Source organism: Hymenobacter aerilatus, assembly GCF_022921095.1.
Taxonomy (GTDB): Bacteria; Bacteroidota; Bacteroidia; order Cytophagales; family Hymenobacteraceae; genus Hymenobacter; species Hymenobacter aerilatus.
In genome coordinates, this window is record NZ_CP095053.1 from 474,092 (window position 1) to 486,672 (window position 12,581).

Below are 12,581 nucleotides of genomic sequence, written 5' to 3' on the forward strand. Positions count from 1 at the left end.
TATAAAAATTGGGTTCATTTAAATTATTTTATCCTCACTTAGTTAGAAATGAAGGTGGATATGCAAATAACAAATTAGATGTTGGTGGTGAAACTTATCGGGGAGTAGCTAGAAAATATCATCCAAATTGGCAGGGTTGGAAATATGTTGACGCCTACAAAAAGGAGTGGTTAGCGGCTGGTAAAAAGCTCAACACACGTACGGAATGGGCTGCCTTTTCAAAGGTTCTATATAAAGACCCTCACCTAGAAAATTCCCTGTTAAACTTCTACGAAAGTCTGTATTGGGACTCACTGCATTTAGACCTTGTAGCTAATCAAAGTGTAGCTGAATCGTTAGCTGATATGGGTGTAAACGCTGGTACGGGCCGTATTGGTTGGATGGTACAATATGTCCTACGCTTCCATTTCGGTAGGCTGGATTTGGATTTTGATGGTGACATAGGGCCACAAACTCTCAAGGCTTTGAACGCCGTAAACCAAGCAAATTTTCATGCTCGTTTTGCTCAACTCAGAAATGACTTCTACCGCTATCGGAGTGGAGAATATGAAAATGAATCACGTCTATTAGGAGTACACCAATTCCTGAGAAATAAATTGAAGTTAAAGACTAATACAAGCCAAAAGGTTTTCCTGAATACCTGGTTAAAAAGAGTCTCAGATATGAAATACAAAGATTAAATAATATTATGAAATTAATTAAACAACTATTTCCAAATCACGATACCCCAACTGCATTAGCTATTATTACACTATTTCTATTTGCTGTTATCGTTGCTATTTATACTGTAAGTGACACAATCAAACATGGTTATGTAGAAGATGGTAATGTCTATTGTGGTCTGTTCTTTGGCCTTTTGAGTGCTGCTATCTACGTATTCGGAAAGGCTAAGAGTGCTTAATCTATTGTTGCTCCTGGTTTTGCCTTTGGCTTGTGGTATCGATGGTTATGCACAAGGTCTCTATACCAAGCTCAGTAGAGAATACATTCCACCAGCTGAACAGAGTCGGGTGAATCTTGCTCTACACGTTCTCTATCCAATCCTTTACTGTCTGTTGGCTCTTAGTACTGCTGTAGCTCTATCTAACGTCCTGGTGCTTCCTATTGCCTTGTTACTGAGGTTCAGTCTGTTTGATATAGTGCTGAATAAGGTAAAGAAGGATAGCCCGTTTGCAGTTGGAACCAGTGCCTCTACAGATATCCTTCTAAGGAGTGCCGCGAAGAGGCTAGGAGTAGAGGTAGAAAGTCTAGTGAAAGTTTCGAAGCTCCTGAGTCTGGTAGGTGCCTTGGTGCTAGTGGTGTTAATCCTGCTATAGCTAAAATATTTTAAGTTCAATGAAATGCCTCTTGGAGTAATCTGAGGGGCTTTTTTGTGTCTGGTAAAAAATTGTAAGAAAAAAATCTTACAGTTTGCTTGACTTGTAAGAAAAGCGTCTTACATTTGTATCAACACAACGGCAAAAGGCCAAGAGTGTACTGCTTAGTTCTTTGAAATTCTGACCCATACTACCTACTAAAACAAAAAACAAAATGGCAACTCAAACTTTGAACCTCGAACCAGTTTATAACAAACTCAAGTCTTATTTCAACACGAAAAAGGCTGTGAAAGTAACTCCTTGGACTGATAAAGTAACTGTCACTCACTACGAAACAGTAATCTTCGAAATTGATGCTTGGGGCCAAATAACTCTAAATAACGGAGGCTACTTAACCAAGACTACTAAAAGCCACTTGAATGAGTGCTTAGAAATAGCTGGAAAAGTTGAAAAAGTCTACCAGAAAGGAGGTATTTGGTACGTGAAGGGCTTAGATAATGTAGAGTTTACTAAGAACTTCAAAATGACAACCTACTAAAACAAACGGGGTGGCCTAAGCAGCGCCCCAATTTTAGTTTTCTGCTCACAACCTTAACTAAAACAACATAATGGCAACTCGTTTCGCTTTCATCTTCGCGTCTGAATTAAAAGACAATGGTTTAGCTTTCATGCACTTTAATGCAAGTAAGGATAGAATAGATTATTTAAAACACAGTAATATTATTAGCGTTATTCAAGCTGCTGACCAACAATCTACAGAAAGAAAATTATTGAATCTGGTGAAAGAAGCTGGTTATAAATCGGCTGAAATCTGGGAGGATAAGGAGCACGTTGCTAGGTATCGATATATTAAGAAGTAGGAGAGAGGCTGGCTATTATAGCTGGCCTTTATCTTTGCGCTAAATTTGCCTCACACTGCACTCAAAATCAAAAGCCTATGTCTACCTCAGTTGACCCTAACAAGCTGCCTCATATCAAAGCACTCATGCAAAAATGGGGTATCAGTATAACGGCCTTGAGTGAGGCTATTGACCTGAGTGTTAAGACAGTAAGTAATAAGTTCAGTCCAGCACACAGAGATACATTCAGTGAGGCACAACAGCTATTGGTGAGGGACTATCTAGCACGTTTAAAGGATGCAATTGGCAAGACGTTGGAAGAGTAGTATCTTTGCAGCTGAAAATGTAGAAACCATATGTTGCAAAATTTGGGGTTTCCATATTTTTGTTTTAGTAGTTGGAAAAAGGTCTGGATTCTGTCTGGACCTTTTTTTTATTCACCTAATAATTTATAAGCCTCCTTTTTGGCGTGTCTCTTTTTATTTGCGTAGTGCTTTTGTAATGTATTCGTGTTGGTGTGTCCCAAATATTCAGCAAGTGCCATTAGGGTAACATCTTTATCAAGTGCATTATCAGTAAATTTCTTTCTAGCTAAGTGAGAGGTTAAAGCTTTCCATTTTGGCATTCTGGTAACTAATACTTTGTCTCCACTATACCCCGTTTTTGTTATTTCAACCTGGAACGCTGGACACTTTTTAGCCATTGCTTGTAGAGCTTGGTTATATTGGCTCTCTTGAGGTCGGCTGAATTGATATTTATTACGCTCAAGGATTTCCAAGGCTTTCCTGGTGAGTGGTATTTCAACCTGTTTGCTATATTTCTGTGTGGCGAAGGATAAGAATTTATTTCCCTCTTTATCAGTGATTATATTTTTCTTTTCAGCTGATAAAATGTCGGAGTACCTTAGTCCTGTCTCCATACAAAATAGAAAACATTCCCTGGTTCTATATTGTCCTTTAGTCTTAATTTCTAAATCCTCAATCTCTTTGATTTCATTATCTTCCAATATTATTTTGTTTTCATCTTGTCTTGGTGGAACTATTTTGAATTTGGTGAGAAAGGTGATAGGTAAATCTAATTCGAATGCATAATATTTATACACTGCTAAGACCTTGACAAATATTTCTCTTATGGTATTGTTTAAAATATTACGGTCAATCAGATGGTTTTGGAAGTCTTGGAGGAATGTGAGACTAATATCTTTCATATGGACATTAGGACGGAACTTTGTTAAGGCATTACCAGCAACAGTATAGTTCTTTATAGTCCCTTCTGTTTTACGCTCTCTCTTCAGGACCTCTTTATAGGCTTCTAGCTTATCCTGGAAAAGAATGGGTTTCTCTAAAGCTGTGATTCCAACATTTGCCTCAATTCGTGCTACTTCTGCTTTTGCGGCTGCTAACTGTTTCTCCAAGCTGGCTATATATGCGTGTCCCTCTTTGAGTCCAGTAAGTACCATCTCTTGTGCTAGTGGCGCTACAGCTGCATTGAAACTCACTATACTACCTACCATAGTTGCCGTAGGGGTTATCTCAGCACGTTCTAAGTCTCGTAGTGCTTTCTCAAACTCGGATGCTATAGCTTGTATCTTTACATTCTTCTCTGGAAAAAGTGGGTCTTTGGGACTGATTTTGCCCGTTTTTGTGTTGAAATGAGCTGGCTTAACCTGAACTCCTGTGCTCTTCAACGTCTCTTTTCCCTCATCATCTCTGAATACCACATTGACCACTCCGAGTCCGGTTTTCTTGCTGATTCCTTTTACTTTATAGAACATTCCGAAGGTGGTTACATGGTAAGAAGAGGCAAAATACTTAGGACCACTTTTAGTCCCAAACATAGGACCACATTGCCTCTCTACAAAGTTGTAACTGACTGAAAATCAGATATAAATACAGACTACATGGAATTTCCTTCCAAGCTGATAGAAAACGCCGTGGGCGAGCTGGCCAAGCTGCCGGGCATTGGCAAAAAAACTGCCCTGCGTCTGGCCCTGCACCTGCTTAAGGCCGAAACCGAAACCACCAGCAACCTGGCGGAGGCGCTGGCCAAAATGCGCTTCGACATCACCTATTGCCAGACCTGCCACAACATCTCCGACACGGAACAGTGTAGCATCTGCGCCAACAAGCTGCGCGACCACGCCACCATCTGCGTGGTGTCGGACATTCGCGATGTTATTGCCATTGAAAACACTGGTCAGTACCAAGGCACGTATCACGTGCTGGGCGGCGTTATTTCGCCTATTGAGGGCATCGGCCCCGGCGACCTGCACATCGATACGCTGCTAGAGCGTGTCACCTCCCCCGGCTCGGAGGTGCAGGAAGTGATTCTTGCCATCAGCCCGACCATGGAAGGTGATACCACGGCGTTTTATCTCTCGCGCAAGCTCCGCGACCAGGAAGGTGTCAACATCAGCACCATTGCCCGCGGCATTCCGGTGGGGGGCGAGCTGGAGTACGCCGACGAAATAACACTGGGCCGTAGCATTGTGGAGCGCCAGCGCCAGGTGCGGTAAGCGAAACGTTGAGCATACAAAACTTACTTACCAAAGCCCTACCGTGCCCAAACGCGGTAGGGCTTTTTGCTTGGTGTAGTTACGCTATGTGGCTACTTCGCACTATATAATTAGGTATTTCGCCTCACGGCCCTACTTTTGCCGGTATGCTTACGGTAGAAAAAATTGGCGGCACTTCCATGAGTGCTTTCGGGGATGTGCTTGAGAACATCATCCTGTATGGCCGCGAGGGCGCGGCGCTGTATAATCGCATCTTCGTCGTGTCGGCCTACGCTGGCGTTACCAACTGGCTGCTGGAGAACAAAAAAACCGGCGCGCCGGGCGTCTACCACCGCTTTGCTAAGCACGAGCAATTTCGGGAGGCCCTGAGCCAGGTGAGCGACCAGCTACAGGAGCTAAACAAACAGTATGAGCCGCTAGGGTTAGACTTGGCGGTAGCCAACGCCTTCATCGCGCAGCGCATCCAAGATGCGCAGGGCTACCTCGATAACCTAGCCAGTATTCTGGCCTCAGGCTACGTGAGCAGCGAAAATATCCTACAAGCCGCCCGCGAGATTCTGGCGTCCATTGGGGAGTCGCACTCGGCTTTCAACTCCGTGAACATCCTGCAAAACCGCGGCATCAACGCCACGCTGGTAGACTTAAGCGGCTTCCACGACGCCACCCCCTACACCATCGACCAGCGCATTCAGCAGGCCTTTGGCAGCATCGATTTTGCCGCTACCATCTGCATTGCCACCGGCTACACCAAGGGTACTGAGGGTATTATGCGCGAGTTCGATCGGGGCTATTCGGAGGTGACATTCAGTAAGATAGCCGTGGCCGTGCGGCCGCAGGAAGCCATCATCCACAAAGAGTACCACCTGTGCACCGCCGACCCCGGTGTGGTAGGGCTGGCCAATTGCGCGCCGGTAGGCTTCACCAACTACGACGTGGCCGACCAACTGGCCGACGTAGGCATGGAAGCTATTCATCCAAAAGCTTCCAAGCCTTTGGAAATCAACAAGATTAACCTGCGTATCAAGAATACCTTCGAGCCCGAGCACCCCGGCACGCTCATCACCGAAGACTACGTGAGCCCCACCAAGCGCGTGGAGGTAGTTACGGGCACCGACCGCGTGCTGATTGTGGACGTGTACGACCCGCTGATGGTAGGCGGCGTGGGCTTCGACCTGCACATTATGGAGGCTTTTGCTCAATTGGGCATCAGCTATTCCTTTAAAGCTACCAGTGCCAATAGCATCTCGCTGGTTATCTGGGAGAAAGATTTTAAGCCACAACTGGTAGCAGAGCTGCAAGCCAAGTTTGAGAAAGTGACGGTGGAGAAGGCCGCTATGGTCTGCATCATCGGCTCTAATATCGACGAGCCGGGGCTACTGGCGCGGGCAGCGGGCGCGTTGGCGGGCGCGGGCATCAACATCAAGAGCGCCGGGTTTGCCCTGCGCAAAGTGAATATCCAGTTTCTAGTGGCCAGGGAGGATTTCAACCCCGCCGTAGTAGCCTTGAACGCGGCCTTATACGCCACGGAAGGGTAGAAGCTATATTCATATAGGAGTATAGAAGGGTAGAGTAGGGCTTTTTAGGTAGTTCAGCGTAATTTGCTCACCTTGCACTCTGCCCTACCTACCCGCCGCGTGAAGCTCTCCGTTGTCATTGTCAGCTACAATGTTTGCCACTTTCTGGAGCAGGCCCTGCTGTCGGTGCGCAAAGCGGCGGCGCGACTGGGTGAGCCGGTAGAAGTGTTTGTGGTAGACAACCACTCCGCCGACGGCTCGGTAGCGATGGTGCGGACGCGTTTTCCGGAGGTCATCCTTCTTGAAAACAAGACCAACCCCGGCTTCAGCACCGCCAACAACCAAGCCCTACGCCGCGCCCGCGGCCAGTACGTGCTGCTGCTCAATCCTGATACGGTAGTGGAGGAAGACGCCTTCCAGCAGTGCTGCCAGTTTATGGACGAGCACCCCGAGGGCGGTGGCATGGGCGTGCACATGCTGGACGGGCAGGGGCGGTTCTTGCCCGAAAGCAAGCGCGGACTGCCCACGCCCTGGGTAGCTTTCTATAAGGTATTTGGGTTGGCGTGGCTGTTTCCTAAGTCGCGCACCTTCGGCCGCTACCACCTGGGCTACCTCAGCAAGGAGCAAACTCACGAAGTGGACGTCCTCAGCGGTGCTTTCATGCTGATGCGTCGGCAGGCGCTGGACGAGGTAGGGCTGCTCGATGAGGACTACTTCATGTATGGGGAAGACATTGACCTGTCGTACCGGCTCACGCAGGGCGGCTGGAAAAACTACTACTACCCCGGTACCCGCATTATTCACTACAAAGGCGAAAGCACCCGGCGCACGAGCATCAACTATGTGTTCGTTTTTTACCGGGCCATGGTCATTTTCGCCGGCAAGCATTTCGCGCCGGGCAAGGCCAGTGTGTTTAGCTTGTTACTGAATCTGGCTATCTGGGTACGTGCCGGTGCCGCCGTGGCCCACCGCGTAGTGGCTGGCTGCGCCCCCGCGCTGTTGGATGCCGTAGGGGTAGGGACGGGCCTACTGGCAATGCGCGCTTATTGGCCCGAGGCCACCATAGCGAATCCGGCGGCCGTGCCGGCGTGGGTGGCTACCTGGCTCACGGCCGCCTACCTCAGCGGTACGTATGACCAGCCCCCGCGCCTCTGGCCCATTATGCGCGGCATCTTGCTGGGTACGGTAGCACTACTGGCCGTGGATGGGTTTGCGGAAGCAGGCTACGCAGCCAAGACACTGCTGCTAGGGGGAAGCTGGGCAGCCGCCATCATGGCGGGTTGGCGGGTGGCGGTGCATGCCGTGCGCCACGGCAGCGTACACCTGCACCAGCCCCGCACCCGGCGTGTGGCTATTGTAGGTTCTAAGGCCGAGAGCAGCCGGGTGCGTAAGCTGCTACGGCAATCCGGTGCGCCCGTGTGCGTGGTAGGGCACGTGAGCCCCAGCGCCGCACCAGATGGCAGGCAGCAACTAGGCCCGGTGAGCGAACTACCGGCTATCATTCGCCGCCACCGGGTAGACGAGTTAATCTTCTGTGGGCAAGACCTGACCTCGCAGCAAATTATGACCCTGATGGCGCAGTTGCCTCAGCGGCTGAACCTTGTGTACCGCATCCTGGCACAGGATAGTCAGTACATTGTGGGCAGCTCCAGCCGCGTGGCAGCCGGCGACTATTACGCGCCGGAGCAAGCAGCGGCCGCCTACTCGCCGGCCCCCGATATGAGCGTGCTGGTGCGTTGTTTTCGGTGGCTGGGCTGGGTGCCCGAGGCCAACAATGCGCCGCGCGACTAGCAGGTAGTCAGCGTAAAAAGAGCAAGGAAAGCTGCACGGCTTCAACTCAAATCCGTACATTGGCCGAACTTCTGACTTGTTTCACCCTTTTCACATGTCCAGCTCCGCTACCTCCGTTGCCTCCGTGTTGTCCGACCGCATCAACGCTTTGCAGGAATCCCAAACGATTGCCATGGCCAAAAAAGGCCGCGAATTGGCCGCCCAAGGCATTGATGTAATCAGCCTAAGCTTTGGTGAACCGGATTTTCAAACGCCGCAGTATGTGAAGGATGCCGCCAAGGCCGCCATCGACGAGGGCTACACATTCTACACGCCCGTGCCCGGCTACTTGGATCTGCGCCAGGAAATCTCTGCCAAGTTCAAGCGCGACAACAACCTCGACTATCAGCCCGACCAAATTGTGGTGAGCACCGGCGCCAAGCAGTCGCTGGCCAATGTGGTGCTGAGCGTGATAAACCCCGGCGACGAGGTAATCGTGTTTGCCCCGTATTGGGTGAGCTACGAGGAAATGGTGAAACTAGCCGAGGGCGTGCCCGTGCCACTGATGGGCACCATCGAAAACGACTATAAAGTGACGGCCCAGGAGCTGGAAGCTGCCATTACGCCGCGCACCAAGCTCATCATGTATTCTTCGCCCTGCAACCCTACGGGCGCCGTGTTCTCGCGTGAGGAGCTGGCGGCTATTGCCGAGGTAGTGGCTCGCCATCCGCAGGTGCTGGTGATGGCCGACGAGATTTACGAGTACATCAACTTCGTGGGTGAGCACGTGAGCATTGCGCAATTCGAGGAGATAAAAGACCGGGTGATTACCGTGAACGGCTTCTCGAAAGGCTACGCCATGACGGGCTGGCGCGTGGGCTACCTAGCCGCCAGCAAGGAAATTGCTTCAGCTTGCGACAAGCTCCAAAGTCAGATTACGTCTGGCACGTGCTCCATTGCCCAGCGCGCCGGCCTGGCCGCCCTGCAAGGCGGCCGCGCCTCCGCCGACGAAATGGTAACGGCCTACCGTCGTCGCCGCGACTTGGTACTGGACCTGGTGCAGGACATCCCCGGTTTCCGTACGCCGGTGCCCGAAGGAGCCTTTTATATCTTCCCCGACGTGAGCGGTTGCTTTGGCAAGACCACGCCCGAAGGCAAAGTGCTGGAAACCTCGGCCGACGTAGCATTCTACCTGCTCAGCGATGCGCACGTAGTAGCCGTGAGCGGTGACGCGTTTGGTGCTCCCAACTGCATCCGCTTCAGCACCGCCGCTGCCGATGAGAAGTTGCAAGAAGCCTTTACCCGCATCAAGACCAGCATTGAGAAGCTGGGGTAGTAGTGAGATAGTGATATGGTGAGTTTGTAAAAACGCGCCTGTCATCCTGAGCAGAGCGAAGGACCTTATCACGTGTGAACGACGAGCGTAACAACGACTCGTTCTGGCGTGATAAGGTCCTTCGCTCTGCTCAGGATGACAGGCGCGTTTTTACAAACTCACCATTTCACTACTCACTATCTCACCACTTCACAAACTCACAATTTCACCACTTCCCTACCTTTGCGGCCTTACTAGTCTTTGTGTAATGCCTCATCCTGCTACTCCCACCACACTGCCTGATTTATTTTCTGCGTTCAACCAACTCACGGTGCTGATTGTGGGCGATGTAATGGTAGATGCCTACGTGTGGGGGAAGGCCAGTCGCCTGTCGCCGGAAGCACCGGTGCCGGTGGTGAATGTGGTACGCACTGAGCAGCGCCTGGGCGGCGCCGCCAACGTAGCCCTGAACGTGCAGGCCTTAGGTGCTACCCCGCTGCTATGCGCCGTGGTAGGCCAGGACCAGGGCGGCGACCAGCTGCTGACGTTATTGCAGGAGCGCAACCTATCGGCCGAAGGTATTGTGCGCAGTGCCCATCGGCCTACCACCGTGAAGCAACGCGTGTTGGCCGCCGGGCAGCAGCTGCTTCGCCTCGATTCTGAGGTAGAGCACGACCTCAACGAAGCAGAGAATACCAGCCTGCATGCTCGCTACGAACAGTTGCTGGCTGGCGCCGATGTGGTAGTATTTGAGGATTACGACAAAGGGGTGCTCAACGAAGCGACTATTCAGCGCTTTATTCAGTTGGCGCGGGCGCGGCAGGTGCCTACGGTAGTCGACCCTAAGAAGAAAAACTTCCTGGCCTACCAGCACTGCACCCTGTTCAAGCCCAACCTGAAAGAACTGCGCGAAGGCCTAAAGTTGGAGTTTGGCGACACCGATGCCGACCGCCCGCACTTTGAAGCAGCCGTGGCCCGACTGCGGCAGCTGCTGCAACCAGCCAATGTGCTCGTAACGCTCTCAGAGCGAGGAGTATTTATTGAAGATGCGCAGCAACATCAAACGTATATTCCGGCGCACCTACGCGCTATTTCCGACGTTTCGGGAGCCGGCGACACGGTTATCAGCATTGCGGCCCTATGCGTGGCGCTGGGGGTAGGGGCGCCTGCCACCGCGGCACTAGCCAATTTGGGAGGCGGGCTGGTATGCGAGCAGGTAGGCGTGGTACCTATAGCCAAGCAGCAACTGTTGGCCGAAGCGCAGGCTACAGGGCTAAGCCTAAGCTAAACTAGGCGACCTGCTGAACTCCAGCCACCAACTGCGGATAAATGCAGTTAGCAGGTTGAAACCTATTTCAACCTGCTAACTGCGTTACGTCCTACTATCGATCTGGCACCCTCTCCTTATAGCAGCTATATCTCTACTACCGTGTCGAGGCGAGTCGTATTGCTGGGTGGTAATAAAACACCTGTCGGCTGCTTTTTCACCCATTGTCGACTTTAAAAAATAATACCCAGTCCTTATTATTAGATGGATGTTTTAATCCATTCCTTGAGCGGGGTGAAGGGTTCCGTTGCGATGTCGTTAGCTAAGTGGACTTGCGCTTCAGAAGTAGGGCCCATATACGTGTACGCCTCAATGTAGCCTAGCAACTGTGCCACGGCTCCAGCGCCCTCAAAGAAGGTGGCAAATGCCTCGGCCGGAACTTGGTAAAAGGTATAGTCTTTCCCATTGGCCCTGAACGCCTCCACAACATCATGGAAGCTGTTTACCTCGGCCGCCAGGGATAAGTATGCGCCATTGCCCACCTTCTCGGGGTGTAAAAACGCGCCGGCGACCACCTTGCCCAAATCATGTATGTCGGCCATGTGCAGCACCTTCTTGGTCGGGTCAATGGGCAAGGTCCAGCCGATAGAGCCATCCTGTTGCTGGTGCGGAGCAGTGTGACCGTGAAAGTTTTGAAAGTAAAAAGGCGGCTGCACGAAGGTATAATGCGCAAATCCAGCATTTTTCACCACCTCATCAACGGCTGACTTTCCGGTAAACTGAGGCACGGTAAACCGGCCGTTACTGATTTTCTCCACGTTTGGCAACGTAGACCAAATGAAGTGCTGCACCTGCGCGTCTTTGGCGGCTTCGACAGCCAGGGTCCCTTGTGCCAGCTCATCGGCTCCTTCCCAAAAGTTAGTGACCACAAATACCCCGTGCGCACCCCTGAAGGCATTGGTCATCGAGGCCAGGTCCGTCAAATCTCCCTGCACTACCTCGTGCGCTTTGCCCTGATAGGTAGTGGGGTTTCGGGTAACTGCCCGAACGGCGAAAGACCCCTCCTTTACTAGCGCATCTACAACTCCTGTGCCCTGCAGGCCAGTGGCCCCCACAACGGCAATTAGTTTCTTTTCCACCTTGGCTGTTTTTAAAGATTATTAGAGCCACAAAGGTGGAGGAGCTAGCTTGCGTTAGCCTATAAGGTAGTTTAAGAAAGAGGCTTAAGCTAGCTTAAGAGCCGACCCTCTTTTTCCGGATGGTACTCAGAAATTCGGGCGTTACTCCCAGGTAGGAGGCAATCTGCACGTTCGATAGCCGCTGCAGGAACTGCGGGTATCTTTTCAAAAAGTCGAGATAACGCTCTTCCGCGGTGGAGCTGATCGTTTGCAGAATTCTTCGATGCGCATTGACCAGCGCGTTTTCCGTAAGGGCCCGAAAAATCCGGTTAAACGTGAGGTTATCATCGAAAAACCTGATCTGGTCTTCCTTCTTTAGTTGCAGGACGGTTGCATTTTCCAAGGCTTCTATGTACAGACTACTCGGCTCTTCTGCGTAGAAACTGGCAATGTCCGTTATCCACCAGTTCTCAATGGCAAACTGCAGATTATGCTCTTTGCCTTTGTCGTCTACTAGGTACATTCTAAAACAGCCCTCTACTACGAACGTGTGGTGCTTGCATACATCCCCTTTCTGCAGAATAAAATGCCTACGTTTCACCGTTCGCTCCTGGAAAGCGGCTGCTACGATAGACTTTTCTTCTTCCGTTAGAGGAAGAACATGTTCGAAATAGTTTAGTAGGGCTGTTGTCGTCATTTGCCAAATTCGCTACAACTAAGAAATAACGGAAGTCCGGCTCTAATGTAAACTTCCGTCCGCGGCCAAGGAGCAACAGGGGCCAGGCGCTACCAGCGGCAGGAGTAAAACGGTTGTGGGTGGCGGAGCGGCCTCCACGTAAACTAGTACTAACTCCCTGCCTTATTCACCGCCCACCACGCGGTAGCTGCCCCAAAGCTACTAGCTCATCCGAGAACTTATGCTTGCCT

The 12,581-nt window shown here is 50.9% G+C and carries 12 protein-coding genes; 9 read left to right on the plus strand and 3 right to left on the minus strand.

Annotated elements, in window-relative coordinates; genetic code table 11:
• Positions 1-8: 8 nt before the first annotated feature.
• The 4 genes from MUN82_RS01965 to MUN82_RS01980 all read left to right on the plus strand — a co-directional run bounded on the left by MUN82_RS01965 (position 9) and on the right by MUN82_RS01980 (position 2,176).
• Entirely contained in the window at positions 9-680 is a 672-nt protein-coding gene (locus MUN82_RS01965; RefSeq protein ID WP_245094486.1) for a glycosyl hydrolase 108 family protein, read from the plus strand.
• 8 nt (positions 681-688) lie between these two features.
• Positions 689-901, plus strand: coding sequence for a hypothetical protein (locus tag MUN82_RS01970; RefSeq protein WP_245094489.1), 213 nt, complete (start codon positions 689-691; stop codon positions 899-901).
• Positions 902-1,530: 629 nt separating this feature from the next.
• Complete coding sequence (locus tag MUN82_RS01975) at positions 1,531-1,854, plus strand: hypothetical protein (protein ID WP_245094491.1); 324 nt, start codon at positions 1,531-1,533, stop codon at positions 1,852-1,854.
• A gap of 70 nt (positions 1,855-1,924) precedes the next feature.
• Positions 1,925-2,176: a hypothetical protein gene (locus MUN82_RS01980; protein ID WP_245094493.1), complete on the plus strand. Its 252-nt coding sequence runs from the start codon at positions 1,925-1,927 to the stop codon at positions 2,174-2,176.
• Positions 2,177-2,588: 412 nt separating this feature from the next.
• Here the strand turns inward: MUN82_RS01980 and MUN82_RS01985 are convergent, their stop codons facing one another.
• The gene (locus tag MUN82_RS01985; protein ID WP_245094496.1) at positions 2,589-3,992 is read right to left on the minus strand and encodes a tyrosine-type recombinase/integrase; all 1,404 of its coding nucleotides are present in this window, start codon (positions 3,990-3,992) and stop codon (positions 2,589-2,591) included.
• A gap of 63 nt (positions 3,993-4,055) precedes the next feature.
• On the opposite strand from MUN82_RS01985, the gene recR reads away from it, so the two are divergent.
• From recR to MUN82_RS02010, 5 genes are all read left to right on the plus strand, one after another.
• Complete coding sequence (gene recR / locus MUN82_RS01990) at positions 4,056-4,670, plus strand: recombination mediator RecR (protein WP_245094498.1); 615 nt, start codon at positions 4,056-4,058, stop codon at positions 4,668-4,670.
• Between the two features lie 146 nt (positions 4,671-4,816).
• On the plus strand, positions 4,817-6,205 hold the full coding sequence (locus MUN82_RS01995; RefSeq protein WP_245094501.1) for an aspartate kinase: 1,389 nt from the start codon (positions 4,817-4,819) through the stop codon (positions 6,203-6,205).
• 72 nt (positions 6,206-6,277) lie between these two features.
• On the plus strand, positions 6,278-7,975 hold the full coding sequence (locus MUN82_RS02000) for a glycosyltransferase (RefSeq protein WP_245094504.1): 1,698 nt from the start codon (positions 6,278-6,280) through the stop codon (positions 7,973-7,975).
• A gap of 94 nt (positions 7,976-8,069) precedes the next feature.
• Positions 8,070-9,290 (plus strand): pyridoxal phosphate-dependent aminotransferase, encoded by a 1,221-nt coding sequence (locus MUN82_RS02005; RefSeq protein ID WP_245094507.1) that lies wholly within the window; start codon positions 8,070-8,072, stop codon positions 9,288-9,290.
• 247 nt (positions 9,291-9,537) lie between these two features.
• The gene (locus MUN82_RS02010; protein ID WP_245094510.1) at positions 9,538-10,557 is read left to right on the plus strand and encodes a bifunctional heptose 7-phosphate kinase/heptose 1-phosphate adenyltransferase; all 1,020 of its coding nucleotides are present in this window, start codon (positions 9,538-9,540) and stop codon (positions 10,555-10,557) included.
• A gap of 239 nt (positions 10,558-10,796) precedes the next feature.
• Here MUN82_RS02010 and MUN82_RS02015 read toward each other — a convergent pair whose 3' ends face one another.
• Positions 10,797-11,675, minus strand: a complete 879-nt coding sequence (locus tag MUN82_RS02015; RefSeq protein WP_245094513.1) for an NmrA/HSCARG family protein — start codon at positions 11,673-11,675, stop codon at positions 10,797-10,799.
• Between the two features lie 94 nt (positions 11,676-11,769).
• Positions 11,770-12,351 carry a Crp/Fnr family transcriptional regulator gene (locus MUN82_RS02020; protein ID WP_245094516.1) on the minus strand — a complete coding sequence of 194 codons (582 nt, stop codon included), beginning with the start codon at positions 12,349-12,351 and terminating at the stop codon, positions 11,770-11,772.
• Positions 12,352-12,581 lie beyond the last annotated feature (230 nt).